This is a genomic window from Actinacidiphila sp. bgisy144, assembly GCF_057708105.1.
In genome coordinates, this window is sequence record NZ_JBYIRM010000013.1 from 79,176 (window position 1) to 94,059 (window position 14,884).

A 14,884-nucleotide genomic window follows, 5' to 3' on the forward strand; every position below is an offset into this window, starting at 1 on the left:
CCATGGAAGCCTTCACCACCCACACCGGCCGGGCCGTGCCGCTGCGCCGCAGCAACGTGGACACCGACCAGATCATCCCGGCGCACTGGCTGAAGAAGGTCACCCGCAACGGCTTCGAGGACGGCCTGTTCGAGGCCTGGCGCAAGGACGACGCGTTCGTGCTCAACGCGCCGCAGTACGCGGGCGCCACGGTCCTGGTCGCCGGACCCGACTTCGGCACCGGCTCCTCCCGCGAGCACGCCGTCTGGGCCTTGCAGAACTACGGCTTCAAGACGGTGATCTCGTCCCGCTTCGCGGACATCTTCCGCGGCAACTCGCTGAAGAACGGGCTGCTGACGGTGGTGCTGCCGCAGGAGGTCGTCGAGGAGCTGTGGCAGCTGACCGAGGCCGACCCGACCGCGGAGATCACCGTGGACCTGGTCGCCCGGCAGGTGCGCGCCGACCGCCCGCAGGGGCAGCTGGTCGCGCCGTTCGAACTCGACGACAACGCCCGCTGGCGGCTGCTGGAAGGGCTGGACGACATCAGCCTGACGCTCGCCAACGAAGCGGACATCGCCGCGTTCGAGAGCACCCGGCCGTCCTGGAAGCCCAGCACCGCAAGGGTCTGACGCCCTTCGGCGGCCGCACGCCCGCGCCGCCGCCACCGCCGGCGCAAGCGCCCCCCACGTCCTCGTGGGGGGCGCTTTCGCGTGTCCGGACGAGCCGGACGCCACCCCGCCATGGGTACGGAAAACCAGCCGCGGAACACCCGGTTGGCCCTGTCATGCGCCGCAACTCGCCGCAGATGGCACAATCGACGCATGGAACGCGACGGCCAACTGGAGCTCTACGGGGTCCTCGCCGCGCGTTTGAAGCAGGCGCACACGCGCGTCGCCCATCCCGAAGTCCCGGACGGGACAAGGCGGGAGTTGACCCGGCGACTGCTCGCGGTGACCGCGGTGGCGAAGCACGATCTCGCCGACGCGGCACGGCGCCTGGAGGTGTTAACGGCTGAGTTGGACGACCTCGGAATCCCCGATCACTGATCACGTGGAGCACCGAGTTCGTTGCGGCACAAGGGTGATTCGCCCGTTTCGTATTTGATTTGCGGTATATATCCGCCTAGCGTGCGAAATCAGCCCGTACTCATTCGCCGGGCAAGTTTCCGAAGGGGAAGACGTGAACAAGGCGCAGCTCGTAGAAGCGATTGCCGACAAGGTGGGCGGCCGGCAGGCCGCCGCGGACGCGGTTGACGCGGTTCTCGACGCGATCGTCCGCGCGGTGGTCTCCGGTGACCGGGTCTCGGTCACCGGGTTCGGTTCGTTCGAGAAGGTCGAGCGTCCCGCCCGTTACGCTCGCAACCCCCAGACCGGGGAGCGGGTCCGGGTCAAGAAGACCTCCGTGCCGCGGTTCCGTGCGGGGCAGGGCTTCAAGGACCTGGTCAGCGGGTCGAAGAAGCTTCCGCGAGGCGGCGAGGTCTCGGTCAAGAAGGCGCCCAAGGGCAGCCTGAGCGGCGGTGCCTCGACCACCGCCCGCACCGCCACGAAGAAGGCCGCCGCGAAGAAGGCGACCACCGCGCGCAAGGCGGCCACCGCCAAGACCGCGGCCGCGAAGAAGACCACCGCGGCCAAGAAGGCCACCGCGAAGAAGACCACCACCGCCAAGAAGTCGGCGGCCAAGAAGACCACCGCGAAGAAGGCGGCGGCGAAGAAGGCCCCCGCCAAGAAGGCCACCGCGAAGAAGGCGCCGGCCAAGCGCGCCGCCCGCAAGACCGCGAAGCGCACCGCCGCCAGGTGATACGGCCGCTTCGCCGCACCACTGATCGACCTGCTCCACCGCGCCGGGCCGGGCCCCTCTCCCACGGGGTGCCCGGCCCGCGCTATTGCGCCGCCGGGTCCGGGAAGGTCTGGAGGGTCAGGAAGGTCACGCGGCGCTCCGCGCCGGTGCCCTCGGTGCGGATGCGCACCCGCTGGCCCGGGCGCAGCAGCCGCAACTGCCCCGCGTCGAAGGCCGCGGCGCCGAACTCCAGCGGGGTGCCGTCATCCAGCAGCACGCTCCCCGTGCGGCTCTCGGCATCGAACGTGAACGCGGTGGCTTGCATGCGCCCAAGCCTAGACGCCGCCCGGACCGGTCTCAGCTGCCCTCGAAGGTCAGCGCCGCCGCGGCCGCGACGGTGAACCGGCCCACGCCCAGCGCCAGCGCCACCGCGAGGTCCTGCGGGGTGTCGACGTCCTGGCGGACCGAGGGCGCCGCGGGGAGGGTGATCTCGGCGGCGCCGGAGGCGAGATGGCGGGCGCGGGAGGCCCCGCCGAAGCCGGGGGAGAGGGACACCCGCGGCGGAGCCGCGAGCAACGTTGTCCCCGTACCGGCCGCGTCGGCGAGGAACGCCCGCTCACAGGCTCCCGCGGCGGCCCGCAGCACCTGCGCCAGCTCCGCGGGCCGCAGGGCCGGGAGATCGCCGTTCAGCGCCGCGACCGGCGCGTGCGGCCTGCGGGATCTGACCGCCGCCTCGCCGTGCCGCAGCGCCGCGTTCAGCCCGGCGGCCGGGGAGTCCGCCACGACGAACGCCCCGAGCCCGGCCAGTTCCGCCCCCGCGGTGAGGTCGTCGGTCACCACCGTGACGTCCCGCACCTCCCGGCACGCCAGCGCGGCACCCACCGTGTCCAGCACGAACGCCAGCGCGAGCGCGGGCCGCACCGCACCCGCGCCCGCCAGCCGGCTCTTGGCCACCGCCAGCGGCTTCAGCGGAACCACCAGCGACCACCTCGCGTCATCCACGCCGTCCATTGTGCGGCCGCTCCCCCCGGCACGGCCGCCGCAGGTGGCAGAGGTGCTCCCTCGGCTGCCGGGCGCTGGCGTTAACCTCTCGGTAGCCGCGATCCCTGAGCGGCGCCAACGGCAACGAAGAGGAGTCCCGGGTGTCCCGCCGCAGAATCGGTTTCTGGTACCGCCTGGCGGCCGCCATCGCCAAGCCCCCGCTCACCGTGCTCTTCAAGCGGGACTGGCGCGGAAAGGAGAACATTCCGGCCGAGGGGGGATTCCTCACGGCGGTGAATCACAACTCCTACCTCGACCCGCTGCTGTACGCGCATTTCCAGTACAACACCGGTCGTCTTCCGCGCTTCCTGGCGAAGGCGTCGCTGTTCAAGCCGTTCTTCGTCGGCGCGGTGATGCGCGGCACCGGGCAGATCCCCGTGGTGCGCGCCAGCGCCGACGCGGCGGCCGCGTACCGCTCGGCGGTCGAGGCGGTCAACAAGGGCGAGTGCGTGGCCTTCTACCCCGAAGGCACCCTCACCCGCGACCCCGACCAGTGGCCGATGGTCGGCAAGACCGGCGTCGCCCGCGTCGCGCTGCTCACCCGCGCCCCCGTCATCCCGATCGCCCAGTGGGGCGGCAACGAATTCCTGCCGCCGTACGCGAAGAAGCCGAGCTTCTGGCCTCGCAAGACGCACCGCGTGCTGGTCGGGCCGCCGGTCGACCTGAGCGCCTGGCACGGCAAGGAGCCCACCGCCGAGGTGCTCCGCGAGGTGACCGGGGCCATCATGACCGATGTGAAGCACCTCCTCGCAGAACTCCGCGGCATCCCCGCCCCGGACGGCCTGTACGACCCGCGCAAGGCGGCCAAGGACGCGGAGCGCGCCGGCACATCCGCCGCCGCGCCCGCCGCGGCCACTGCGTCCGCCGCAACCACGGCCTCTGCCGCCTCTGCCGCCTCCGACAAGGACAACGACGCGACGGCCGCCGACGGCACGGGCGGCGCCGACACCGGCGGCGGCCAGGGCGGCCACGGCAAGGGGGCGGCGTGACCGCTCGCTGCGCCGTGTACGGCACCGGGTCCTGGGGCACCGCGTTCGCGATGGTGCTCGCCGACGCGGGCTGCGAGGTCGCGCTGTGGGGCCGCCGGCCCGACATCACCGCCGCCATCAACACCACCCGGGTCAACCCCGCCTACTCCAGCGAGATCACGCTGCCGGCCACCGTGACGGCCACCACCGACCCGGCCGAGGCCGCGGCCGGCGCGGAGTTCGTCTTCCTCGCGGTGCCCTCGCAGTCGCTGCGCGCCAACCTCGCCGACTGGGCGCCGCTGCTGCGCCGCGACGCGGTCCTGGTCAGCCTGATGAAGGGCGTCGAACTCGGCACCGCGAAGCGGATGAGCGAGGTCGTCGAGGAGGTCGCCAAGGTCGACCCCGAGCGCGTCGCGGTGCTCACCGGCCCCAACCTGGCCGCCGAGATCGCCGCCCGCCAGCCCGCGGCCGCGGTCGTCGCCTGCCGGGACGAGGCGGTCGCCCGCCGTATCCAGACCGCCTGCCACACCGCCTACTACCGCCCCTACACCAACACCGACGTGATCGGCTGCGAACTGGGCGGCGCGGTGAAGAACGTGATCGCGCTCGCGGTCGGCATCGCCGGCGGCATGGGCCTGGGCGACAACACCAAGGCGTCGCTGATCACCCGGGGCCTGGCCGAGACCACCCGGCTGGGGCTGGCGATGGGCGCGGACCCGTACACCTTCGCCGGCCTGGCCGGGATGGGCGACCTCGTCGCCACCTGCTCCTCCCCGCTGTCCCGCAACAACACCTTCGGCCACAACCTCGGCCGCGGCATGAGCCTGGCGGAGACCATCGCCGCCACCAGCCAGACCGCCGAGGGCGTCAAGTCCTGCGAGTCCGTCGCCGACCTCGCCCGCAGGCACGGCGTCGACATGCCGATCACGGAGACCGTGGTCGACATCGTGCACAACGGGAAGCCTCCCGTCGTGGCCGTCAAGGAGTTGATGTCACGTTCCGCGAAACCCGAACGGTAAGGTCAACGCGACATGAGCAACCTGCCAACGCCCCCGAGCCAGGACCCGCGCTCCGAGCGGCCGGGCTACCACCGAAAGCCGCGCGTCGCCGTCGTGTTCGGCGGACGCAGCTCCGAGCACGGCGTGTCCGTGGTGACCGCGGCCAGCGTGCTGCGCGCCATCGACCGCGACAAGTACGACGTCCTGCCGATCGGCATCACCACCGAGGGCCGTTGGGCGCTGACCGCCGACGCACCCGAGCGGATGGCGATCGCCGACCGGCGCATGCCCAGCGTCGAGCAGGTCACCGACCACGACGGCGCGGTGCTGCTGCCGGTCGACCCGGCCAACCGCGAGGTCGTCTACACCGAGATCGGCGCCGTGCCCAAGGCACTGGGCGAGGTCGACGTCGTCCTGCCGCTGCTGCACGGCCCCTACGGTGAGGACGGCACCCTCCAGGGCCTGCTGGAGCTGTCCGGCGTGCCGTACGTCGGCGCGGGCGTGCTCGCCTCCGCGGTGGGCATGGACAAGGAGTACATGAAGCGGATCTTCACCTCGTTCGGGCTGAAGGTCGGCCCGTACACGGTGGTCCGCCCGCGCGAGTTCGCGCAGGACCCGGCCGCCGCCCGCCGCAAGGTGCTTCAGTTCGCGCAGGTCCACGGCTGGCCGCTGTTCGTCAAGCCGGCCCGGGCCGGCTCGTCCATCGGCATCAGCAAGGTCGACGGGCCCGACGGGCTGGACGCGGCCCTCGCCGAAGCCCGCCGGCACGACCCCAAGGTGCTGGTCGAGTCCCTGCTGAGCGGCCGCGAGATCGAGTGCGGCGTGCTGGAGTTCGCCGACGGCCCGCGCGCCTCCGCGCCCGCCGAGATCCCGCCCGCCGCCAGCAGCGACTTCTACGACTTCGACGCGAAGTACATCGACTCCGCCGAGGGCGTCGTCCCCGCGCCCCTCACGGCGGAGCAGACCGAGCGCGTCCAGCGCCTGGCCGTCGAGGCGTTCGAGGCCGCGTCCTGCGAGGGCCTGGTCCGCGCGGACTTCTTCCTGCTGGACAGCGGCGAGTTCGTGATCAACGAGATCAACACCATGCCGGGCTTCACCCCGATCTCGATGTACCCGCGGATGTGGCAGGAGAGCGGCGTCGGCTACACCGAGCTGATCGACCTGCTCATCCAGGCGGCGCTGCGCCGCTCCACCGGCCTGCGCTGACCCCCTGCGCCGCCGGGCCGGTCAGCCCGCGAAACCCGCGAGGCCCGGTACGCCCGCAACGCCGCCGAAGCCGTCCCCGCCGCGCCGTGTCACAGGCCGGCGGGGATGGTCGCCTTCACGGCGGGCGCCAACTCCGCCAGCGGCGTCGCGTCGTGGGCGTACCTGGCCGGCAGCAGCAGCTCCACGTACGCCTTGCGCAGCGTCGTGGTCAGCCGCGCGCTGCCGTCCGGGTCCTGCTGCCAGGACCAGGAGACCCCGCCCACCTCGGCGCCGGGGGTGTTCACGTCGTCGTCGTTCGCCGGCCGCGGTACCCCGCAGCGCAGCACGATCGTAGGATCTCCCCAGCCGGCGGTGAGCTCGGACGCCGGCTTGAGCGCGCGCCCGGGCATGCCGTCGATCTTCTTCGGCAACTGCGCGTGCAGCGCTCGGCAGTAGCCCGCCGCCTCCGCGCTCGGAACCGGTACGGCGACGGACTCGTCGTCGCTACCGGAGGCGGTGAACACGTAGACCGCCGCCGCGGACAGGCACGCGGCGGCGGACACGGAGACCAGCACGACCCGGCGGTGGAACATCACCGGGAAAGCATAAGGAACAGCGGGGAGGAGCCCTGCACCAGGGGCTCGTCGGGGGCTTGAGCGGCGGGGACTATATATGGACGACCGGACACGTCAGTGTGCGGGTGATGCCTTCGGCCTGCTGGACCTTGGCCACCACCATGCGGCCGAGTTCGTCGACCGTCTCCGCCTGTGCGCGGACGATGACGTCATAGGGACCTGTGACGTCCTCCGCCTGGATCACGCCGTCGATCTTGGAGATCACCTCCGCTACTGCCGAGGACTTCCCGACCTCGGTCTGGATCAGGATGTACGCCTGTACCACGGAACCTCCAGGGCGGCTTCGAGGATCATGTGGGAGGGGAGACGCCACGTTATCGCGTCGCCGCGCGCAGCGGGGAGACCCGCGCGGTACCAGACCCTTGTATTGACGGGAATAACGCAGTGGAACGGACCGGGGCACGGACGCCGGCCGACAACCGAGGGGACGACACTATGAAGGGGACTGTGGGCGAGCTGGGGGAGTTCGGGCTCATCAGGGAACTCACCTCCCGCCTCACCTCCACCCCCGCGGTGCAGATCGGCCCCGGCGACGACGCCGCGGTGGTCGCCGCGCCCGACCGCCGGGTGGTGGCCACCACCGACGTGCTCCTCGAAGGACGGCACTTCCGCCGCGACTGGTCCACCGCCTACGACGTCGGCCGCAAGGCCGCCGCGCAGAACCTCGCCGACATCGCGGCCATGGGCGCGGTGCCGACCGCGGTGCTCCTCGCCCTCGTGGTGCCCGCCGACCTGCGCGTGACCTGGCCGGTGGAGCTGATGGACGGCATCCGGGACGAGTGCCAGGTGGCGGGCGCCGCGGTGGTCGGCGGCGACGTGGTGCGCGGCGACACCATCACCGTCTCGATCACCGCCCTCGGCGACCTGCGCAGCCGGGCCGCCGTCACCCGCGGCGGGGCCCGCGCCGGCAACCTGGTCGCCGTCACCGGCTGGCTCGGCTGGTCCGCGGCCGGACTCGCGGTGCTCTCCCGCGGCTTCCGCTCGCCGCGCGCCTTCGTCGAGGCGCACCGCCGGCCCGAACCGCCCTACCACGCCGGCCCGGCCGCCGCCGAACTCGGCGCCACCGCCATGACCGACGTCAGCGACGGCCTGGTCGCCGACCTCGGCCACATCGCCGCCGCCAGCGGCGTGGACATCGACCTGCGGTCCGCGGCCATCGACATCCCCGCGCAGATGACGGACATCGGCCAGGCCGTCGGCGTGGACCCGCTGCACTGGGTGCTCACCGGCGGCGAGGACCACGCCATCGTGGCCGCCTTCCCGCGCGACGTGAAACTCCCGGCCCGCTGGCGGATCATCGGCGACGTCACCGCGCCGGCCGGCCGTACCCCGCGGGTCACCGTCGACGGCGCGCCGTGGGACAAGGCCGCCGGATGGGACCACTTCGGGCCGGGGGAGTGAGGACGGACGAGCCCGCGGCGGGCACCGCGTACGACCCGGCGGCGGACCCCGCAGTTGACCCGGTGGACTCGGTGGACCCGGTGGACCCCGCGGCCGCGCCCCATCCGGCGCCGCCGCGGGTGCTCACCGTCGCCGGGTCCGACTCCGGCGGCGGCGCGGGCATCCAGGCCGACCTGAAGGCGATGCTCGCGCTCGGGGTGCACGGCATGAGCGTGCTCACCGCGGTCACCGCGCAGAACTCGCTGGGCGTGCACGGCGCTTGGGAACTGCCCGCCGAGGCGGTCCGCGCGCAGTTCCGCGCGGTCGTCGACGACATCGGGGTGCAGGCGGTCAAGACCGGCATGCTCTCCTCCGCGGCGACCGCCGCCACCGTCGCCGACCTGCTGGCCGGCCTCGACCCGGCCGTACCCGTGGTGGTCGACCCGGTCGCCGTCTCCAAGCACGGTGACGCGCTGCTGCGCGCGGAGGCCGTCGAGGTGGTCCGCACCCGACTGCTGCCCCTGGCCACCGTGGCCACCCCGAACCTCGACGAAGTGACCTGGCTCACCGGGATCGTGGTCACCGACGAGCAGGGGATGCGCGCCGCGGCCCGCGCGGTGCTCGGCCACGGCCCGCGCTGGGTGCTGGTCAAGGGCGGCCACCTGCCCGACACCGAGCAGGCGGTGGACCTGCTCTCCGACGGCCGCGCGGAGCACTGGTACCGCGCCCCGCGGCACGGCAACCGCCACACCCACGGCACCGGTTGCACCCTGGCGAGCGCCCTCGCCTCCTACCTCGCCCTCGGCGACGACGTGCCCACCGCGGTCGGCCGCGCCAAGGAGTACGTCAGGGGCGCCCTCGCGGCCGGCTTCCCGCTCGGCGCGGGCATCGGCCCGGTCGACCACGGCTGGCGCGCGCGGGCACACTGAAAAGCCGATCCACCGCGAGGTGGATCGGCTTCAGGTGGCCACCCAGGACTGCGCTGCGGTCAGCGCGTGACCTTGCCGGCCTTGATGCACGAGGTGCAGACGTTGAGGCGCTTCGGCGTCTTCCCGACCACCGCACGCACGCGCTGGATGTTGGGGTTCCAACGGCGCGGGGTACGGCGGTGCGAGTGGGAGATGCTGTTGCCGAAGCCCGGCCCCTTGCCGCAGACGTCGCAGTTAGCAGCCACGGGTCACTCCAAAGACTTCAGATGCTCAGATGCATTCACGGTGAGAAAACCCGGGAGAACCCCAGGCAACCGGAGCAGCATACAACGACCGCTCCCGTACCGCGAAACTACCACGGTCCGGGCATCCGCCCGCCCGCCGCCGGGTGCTCGGCCCCTGCCGCGGCGCCGCCCGGCAGTACGCTCACCAGCAGCCCCCCGTGCCCCGCGGCGGCCGAACAACCGGAACGTCCGGCCGAACACCACGGGTCCGGTGCCCCGCAAGGAGGACCTGTTGCCCCCCACGCCCGACGCGGCCGCGGTGCGTTCCTGGTGCCGGCTCTCGCTCCGGGCGCTGGGCAGGGCCCGCGAGGAGATCGACGCGATCAACGTCTACCCGGTCGCCGACGGGGACACCGGCACCAACCTCTACCTCACCGTGGAATCGGCCGCCCAGGCCGTCGAGGCGGTCTTCGACGCGCACACGGCGGGCGGCGGCGCCGAGGAGGCCGTGCCGACCTTCGCCGAGGCCTTCCGCGCCCTGGCGCACGGCGCCCTCATCGGCGCCCGCGGCAACTCCGGCACCATCCTCGCCCAGCTGCTGCGCGGCATGCACGGGGCGCTCGCCGCGCCCACCGGGCCCGACGGGCGGATCTGCGCGGACGACCTGCGCCGCGCGCTCGCGGCGGCCGCCGCCGCCGGATACGACGCCGTCGCCCGGCCCGTCGAGGGCACCATGCTCACCGTGGCCACCCGCGCGGCCGACGCGGCCCGCGCCGCGGGCGGCAGCCCCGCCGAGGTCGCCCGCGCCGCCCACGCCGCCGCGTCGGCCGCGCTGGCCGCCACCCCCGCCCAACTCGACGCGCTGCGCCGGGCCGGCGTGGTCGACGCCGGCGGCCTCGGCCTGGTCGCCCTGCTCGCGGTGCTCTGCGAGGTCGTCACCGGTGAGCCCCCTGCCGCCGCGTCCACCGCGGCGGCCACCGCCGCCCCGCCCGCGCAGGCCGTCCCGGCCGCCCCCGAGCCGTGCGCCGAGACCGGGCAGTTCGGGCCGGACGGCCCCGCGTTCGAGCTGATCTTCCTGCTGGAGGCGGCCGACGCCGCCGTGGCGACCCTGCGTACCCGGCTCGACGCCCTCGGCGACTCCCTGGTCGTGGTCGGCGGCGACGGCCTGTGGAACGTCCACGTGCACGTGGACGACGTCGGCGCCGCGGTCGAAGCCGCCATCGACGCCGGGCGGCCCTACCGGATCAGGGTCACGCACTTCGGCGACCAGGCCCGGCGCTCCCGCGGCGAGCGGGCGGTACGCGCAGTCGTCGCCCTCGTCCGCGGCGACGGCCTCGCCGCGCTCTACGGCCAGGCCGGCGCGACGGTGGTCGCCCTGCGCCCCGGCGAGCGGCCCGCCAGCGGTGAGATCGCCGCCGCGGTGCGCCGCGCCCACGCCCGCGAGGTCGTCCTGCTGCCCAACGACGCCGAACTGCGGCACACCGCCGGCGCGGCCGCGGAACAGGCCCGGGGCGACGGCGTACGGGTCGCCCTCATCCCCACCCGCTCGGCCGTCCAGGGGCTGGCCGCCCTCGCCGTCCACGAGCCGGGCCGCCGCTTCGACGAGGACGTGGTCGCCATGACCGCGGCCGCCGGCGCCACCCGCTACGCCGAACTCGCCGTCGCCGAGCACCAGTCCTGGACCACCGCGGGCATCTGCCAGGCCGGCGACGTCCTCGGGCTCATCGACGACGACGTCGCCGTCATCGGCACCGACCTCGCGGAGACTGCCGTCGGCACCCTCGAACGCATGCTGACCGGCGGCGGCGAACTCGTCACCCTCATCCTCGGCTCCACGGCTCCGCCGGACCTCGCCGACCGCCTCCGCGCCCACGTCCACGACCACCACCTCGCCGTCGACACGGTCACCTACGAAGGCGGCGACACCTCCACCCCCCTCCTCATCGGCGTGGAGTAGCCAGGTCAGCCCGATTGGGCACCCACCCACCCCCGGCCGGCCCGTGGTAGCCGGTGAGCCGAAGGGGGCGCCGGTGTCGAAAGGGAGAACACGCGGAGGTTCGCGAGGAACGAGCGAACCGAGCATGATCGACCTCCCCCAGAGCTTCGCCTGGGCGGTACCCCCACACCGGGTTAAAGCCCCCGGTGGGGGTCCCCCCGCCGCAGGTAGGGGGAGAAGCGGCGGCAAAAAAGGGGCTTGAGCGGGCGCCCCCGCGTAAGAACGGCTCGCACGTAACGGCGCCCCCACGGGTGGGCCGGTGGGAAGGTCGGCACCCGCACCGGCGGACGGACCCGCCCCCGCCTGAGCGGGGTTGTCGGTGCGGTGGGGCAGGATAGGCGGGGATGACTGGTAATCCGTTGGACGACCCGCTGCGCAAGCTCGTCGGTGACCGTACGGCCAAGGTGCTCGGCGAGCATCTCGGGCTGCACACGACCGGGGACCTGCTCCACCACTATCCGCGGCGGTACGCGGAGCGCGGCGAGCTGACGCGGCTGGCCGACCTCCCGGTGGACGAGTACGTGACGGTGGTCGCGCAGATCGCGAAGGCGGACAAGCGGACGTACGGGCGCGGCTCGGGGGTGCGGCTGGAGGTCGTGGTGACCGACGGCAGCGGCTCGCTGACCCTGGTGTTCTTCAGCAAGGCGGCGCACGCGCACGCCCACCGGCTGATCCCGGGCCGGCGCGGCATGTTCTCCGGGAAGGTCTCGGTCTTCAACCGTACGCGCCAACTCGCGCACCCGGACTACCAGTTGCTCGACGCGGGTGCGGACGAGGGCCCGGACGCGAAGGACGCGGCCGACGCGTTCGCGAACCGGCTGATCCCGCTGTACCCGGCGGTGAAGCAGATCACGTCCTGGCGCATCGCGCAGGCGGTGGACACCGCGATCGACTCGCTGGGCGCTATCGGCTGGGCCGGGGTCGGGGAGCCGCTGCCGGCGGAACTGCGGGCCGGGCGCGACCTGGTGGGGTTGCCCGAGGCGCTGGAGAAGGTGCACCGGCCGCGGTCGAAGCGGGACATCGAGGTGGCGCGGCAGCGGCTGAAGTGGGACGAGGCGTTCGTCCTCCAGGTCGCGCTGGCCAGGCGCCGGGCCGACGAGTCGGCGCTGCCCGCGCTGCCGAGGGTGCCGGGCGGGGACGGGCTGCTGGCGGCGTTCGACCGGCGGCTGCCGTTCACCCTCACCGAGGGCCAGCGGGCGGTCTCCGCGGAGATCTTCGCGGACCTGGCGACGGAGCACCCCATGCACCGGCTGCTCCAGGGCGAGGTCGGCTCCGGCAAGACCATGGTGGCGCTGCGCGCGATGCTCGGGGTGGTGGACACCGGCGGCCAGGCGGCGATGCTCGCGCCGACCGAGGTGCTCGCCCAGCAGCACCACCGGTCGGTCACCGAGATGATGGGCGACCTCGCGGAGTCCGGCATGCTCGGCGGCTCCGAACTGGGCACCAAGGTGGTGCTGCTGACCGGTTCCATGGGGGCGGCGGCCCGCCGCACCGCGCTGCTGGACCTGGTCAGCGGGGACGCGGGCATCGTGATCGGCACCCACGCCCTGATCGAGGACAAGGTGAAGTTCCGCGACCTGGGCCTGGTGGTGGTGGACGAGCAGCACCGCTTCGGGGTGGAGCAGCGCGACGCGCTGCGCGCCAAGGCCGCGCAGCCGCCGCACCTGCTGGTGATGACGGCCACCCCGATCCCGCGCACGGTCGCGATGACGGTCTTCGGCGACCTGGAGACCTCGGTGCTCGACCAACTGCCCGCCGGGCGCTCCCCGATCGCCACCCATGTGGTGCCGGCGGCCGAGAAGCCGCACTTCCTGGCGCGGGCGTGGGAGCGGGTCCGCGAGGAGGTCGAGGCGGGCCACCAGGCGTACGTGGTCTGCCCGCGGATCGGCGACGAGGAGGACGCGAAGGCGGCCGCCAAGCCGGCCGGGAAGAAGGGCGGCGCCGCCGGGCCGAAGGACGGCCCCGGCCCGGACGACGCCGAGCGCCGCCCCCCGCTGGCCGTGCTGGAGGTCGCCGACCAGCTGGGCAAGGGCCCGCTGGCCGGTCTGCGGGTGGAGGCGCTGCACGGCAGGATGGCCCCCGACGCCAAGGACGACGTGATGCGCCGGTTCGCCGCCGGCGACGTGGACGTGCTGGTCGCGACCACCGTCATCGAGGTGGGGGTCAACGTGCCGAACGCCACCGCGATGGTGATCATGGACGCCGACCGGTTCGGCGTCTCCCAGCTCCACCAGCTGCGCGGCCGGGTGGGCCGGGGCAGCGCCGCCGGGCTGTGCCTGCTGGTCTCCGAGGCCCATGAGGCCAGTCCGGCCAGGACCCGGCTGGACGCGGTCGCCCGCACCCTGGACGGCTTTGAGCTGTCCCGGATCGATCTGGAGCAGCGCCGGGAGGGCGACGTGCTCGGCCAGGCCCAGTCCGGCAGCCGCTCCAGCCTGCGGGTGCTCGCCGTCATCGACGACGAGGAGGTGATCGCGGCGGCCCGCGACGAGGCCACCGCGCTGGTCGCCGCCGACCCCGAACTGGCCGCCCACCCCGATCTGCGCAGCGCGCTGGAGAGTCTGCTGGACGCCGACCGCGAGGAGTACCTCGACAAGGGCTGACGCCGTGGCGGGCCCGGGCGCCCGGTAGGGTCGGGGCCGTGAGCAAGTCATGACCCGCGTGATCGCCGGGGCGGCCGGCGGCCGCCGGCTCGCCGTCCCCCCGGGCAACGGCACCCGCCCCACCTCGGACCGGGCCAAGGAAGCGCTCTTCTCCACCTGGGAGTCGCTGCGCGGCCCGCTGGCGGGGGCCAGGGTGCTGGACCTGTACGCGGGCTCGGGCGCGGTCGGCCTGGAGGCGCTCTCCCGCGGCGCGGCGCACGTCCTGCTGGTGGAGGCCGACCCGCGGGCCGCCAGGGTGGTCCGGGAGAACACCGCCACGGTGCGGCTGCCCGGCGCCGAGGTGCGCCCGGCCCGGGCGGAGAAGGCGGTGGCCGGACCGCCGCCGGGCCCGCCGTACGACACGGTCTTCCTCGACCCGCCCTATGACGTGCCGGACCCCGAACTGCGGGAGATCCTCCTCACACTCGCGGCCAACGGCTGGTTGACCGCCGACGCACTGGTCACCGTGGAACGCAGGACGCGCGGCGGTGCCTTCGAGTGGCCCGACGGCTTCGCCGGGGTGCGCTCGCGTACCTACGGGGAGGCGACTTTTTGGTACGGTCGCGCCGCCGAAGTTACCGACGAGTCATGAACCCGCCATGAACCGCAGCCCGAGCGTCACCGCTACGGAGAGCGAGGAGCCACTCTTGCGCCGCGCAGTCTGTCCGGGGTCCTTCGACCCCATCACCAACGGACACCTCGACATCATCGCCCGCGCGTCCCGGCTGTACGACACCGTCCACGTCGCCGTGATGATCAACAAGTCCAAGCAGGGCCTGTTCGACATCGGCGAGCGGATCGCGCTGATCGAGGAGGTCACCGCGGAACTCGGCAACGTCCGGGTGGAGTCCTTCCACGGCCTGCTCGTCGACTTCTGCAAGCAGCGCGAGATCCCGGCCATCGTCAAGGGGCTGCGCGCGGTCAGCGACTTCGACTACGAACTGCAGATGGCCCAGATGAACATCGGCCTGTCCGGCGTGGAGACGCTCTTCGTGCCCACCAACCCCGAGTACAGCTTCCTGTCCTCCAGCCTCGTCAAGGAAGTCGCCCAATGGGGCGGTGACATCTCCCACTTGGTCCCGCCGCCGGTCCTCCGGGCGCTGACCGCGCGGCTCCGGCAGCAGTAGGCTTTGC

17 protein-coding genes are annotated in these 14,884 nt (G+C 73.4%); 12 read left to right on the top strand and 5 right to left on the bottom strand.

The annotated features are described in order from the left end of the window. The first annotated feature begins 2 nt into the window (after window positions 1–2). The 3 genes from leuD (at window position 3) to AC3EVP_RS17125 (ending at window position 1,776) form a co-directional block, all read left to right on the top strand. Window positions 3–608, top strand: coding sequence for a 3-isopropylmalate dehydratase small subunit (leuD, locus tag AC3EVP_RS17115; RefSeq protein WP_335984308.1), 606 nt, complete (start codon window positions 3–5; stop codon window positions 606–608). Between the two features lie 192 nt (window positions 609–800). Further along, entirely contained in the window at window positions 801–1,025 is a 225-nt protein-coding gene (locus AC3EVP_RS17120; RefSeq protein WP_335984310.1) for an SCO5555 family protein, read from the top strand. Between the two features lie 133 nt (window positions 1,026–1,158). Beyond that, window positions 1,159–1,776, top strand: a complete 618-nt coding sequence (locus AC3EVP_RS17125) for an HU family DNA-binding protein (RefSeq protein WP_335984312.1) — start codon at window positions 1,159–1,161, stop codon at window positions 1,774–1,776. An 82-nt stretch (window positions 1,777–1,858) separates the two neighbouring features. Here the strand turns inward: AC3EVP_RS17125 and AC3EVP_RS17130 are convergent, their stop codons facing one another. Both AC3EVP_RS17130 and cofC read right to left on the bottom strand, forming a co-directional pair. Next, window positions 1,859–2,080, bottom strand: a complete 222-nt coding sequence (locus AC3EVP_RS17130; protein ID WP_335984314.1) for a hypothetical protein — start codon at window positions 2,078–2,080, stop codon at window positions 1,859–1,861. Window positions 2,081–2,112: 32 nt separating this feature from the next. Beyond that, complete coding sequence (gene cofC / locus AC3EVP_RS17135; RefSeq protein ID WP_435130801.1) at window positions 2,113–2,766, bottom strand: 2-phospho-L-lactate guanylyltransferase; 654 nt, start codon at window positions 2,764–2,766, stop codon at window positions 2,113–2,115. A gap of 131 nt (window positions 2,767–2,897) precedes the next feature. Here cofC and AC3EVP_RS17140 point away from each other — a divergent pair, with 131 nt between their 5' ends. Genes AC3EVP_RS17140 through AC3EVP_RS17150 form a run of 3 tightly spaced genes read left to right on the top strand, consistent with a single transcriptional unit; the run spans window position 2,898 to window position 5,968 of the window. Then, window positions 2,898–3,785, top strand: coding sequence for a lysophospholipid acyltransferase family protein (locus AC3EVP_RS17140; RefSeq protein ID WP_435130803.1), 888 nt, complete (start codon window positions 2,898–2,900; stop codon window positions 3,783–3,785). After that, window positions 3,782–4,783, top strand: coding sequence for an NAD(P)H-dependent glycerol-3-phosphate dehydrogenase (locus AC3EVP_RS17145; protein ID WP_335984319.1), 1,002 nt, complete (start codon window positions 3,782–3,784; stop codon window positions 4,781–4,783). The genes AC3EVP_RS17140 and AC3EVP_RS17145 overlap by 4 nt, the downstream gene beginning before the upstream one ends. Window positions 4,784–4,795: 12 nt before the next feature. Next, complete coding sequence (locus AC3EVP_RS17150) at window positions 4,796–5,968, top strand: D-alanine--D-alanine ligase family protein (RefSeq protein WP_435130804.1); 1,173 nt, start codon at window positions 4,796–4,798, stop codon at window positions 5,966–5,968. An 89-nt stretch (window positions 5,969–6,057) separates the two neighbouring features. Here the strand turns inward: AC3EVP_RS17150 and AC3EVP_RS17155 are convergent, their stop codons facing one another. Together AC3EVP_RS17155 and AC3EVP_RS17160 are read right to left on the bottom strand one after the other, a co-directional pair. Continuing rightward, complete coding sequence (locus tag AC3EVP_RS17155; protein ID WP_335984326.1) at window positions 6,058–6,540, bottom strand: DUF3515 domain-containing protein; 483 nt, start codon at window positions 6,538–6,540, stop codon at window positions 6,058–6,060. A gap of 73 nt (window positions 6,541–6,613) precedes the next feature. After that, a complete protein-coding gene (locus AC3EVP_RS17160; RefSeq protein WP_202236430.1) occupies window positions 6,614–6,847 on the bottom strand; it encodes an Lrp/AsnC family transcriptional regulator in 234 nt (77 codons plus the stop codon). Window positions 6,848–7,017: 170 nt separating this feature from the next. Here AC3EVP_RS17160 and AC3EVP_RS17165 point away from each other — a divergent pair, with 170 nt between their 5' ends. Both AC3EVP_RS17165 and thiD read left to right on the top strand, forming a co-directional pair. After that, window positions 7,018–7,983: a thiamine-phosphate kinase gene (locus AC3EVP_RS17165; protein WP_335984322.1), complete on the top strand. Its 966-nt coding sequence runs from the start codon at window positions 7,018–7,020 to the stop codon at window positions 7,981–7,983. A 119-nt stretch (window positions 7,984–8,102) separates the two neighbouring features. After that, a complete protein-coding gene (thiD, locus tag AC3EVP_RS17170) occupies window positions 8,103–8,891 on the top strand; it encodes a bifunctional hydroxymethylpyrimidine kinase/phosphomethylpyrimidine kinase (protein ID WP_435130943.1) in 789 nt (262 codons plus the stop codon). 59 nt (window positions 8,892–8,950) lie between these two features. Here the strand turns inward: thiD and rpmB are convergent, their stop codons facing one another. Then, the gene (gene rpmB, locus AC3EVP_RS17175; RefSeq protein ID WP_093737864.1) at window positions 8,951–9,136 is read right to left on the bottom strand and encodes a 50S ribosomal protein L28; all 186 of its coding nucleotides are present in this window, start codon (window positions 9,134–9,136) and stop codon (window positions 8,951–8,953) included. A gap of 271 nt (window positions 9,137–9,407) precedes the next feature. Between rpmB and AC3EVP_RS17180 the strand changes: the two genes are divergently transcribed. From AC3EVP_RS17180 to coaD, 4 genes are all read left to right on the top strand, one after another. Continuing rightward, window positions 9,408–11,072, top strand: a complete 1,665-nt coding sequence (locus tag AC3EVP_RS17180) for a DAK2 domain-containing protein (RefSeq protein ID WP_435130807.1) — start codon at window positions 9,408–9,410, stop codon at window positions 11,070–11,072. A gap of 383 nt (window positions 11,073–11,455) precedes the next feature. Then, complete coding sequence (recG, locus tag AC3EVP_RS17185; protein WP_435130809.1) at window positions 11,456–13,711, top strand: ATP-dependent DNA helicase RecG; 2,256 nt, start codon at window positions 11,456–11,458, stop codon at window positions 13,709–13,711. 49 nt (window positions 13,712–13,760) lie between these two features. Beyond that, complete coding sequence (gene rsmD / locus AC3EVP_RS17190; protein ID WP_435130811.1) at window positions 13,761–14,342, top strand: 16S rRNA (guanine(966)-N(2))-methyltransferase RsmD; 582 nt, start codon at window positions 13,761–13,763, stop codon at window positions 14,340–14,342. 55 nt (window positions 14,343–14,397) lie between these two features. Then, window positions 14,398–14,877: a pantetheine-phosphate adenylyltransferase gene (coaD, locus tag AC3EVP_RS17195; protein WP_435130813.1), complete on the top strand. Its 480-nt coding sequence runs from the start codon at window positions 14,398–14,400 to the stop codon at window positions 14,875–14,877. Window positions 14,878–14,884: the final 7 nt, after the last annotated feature.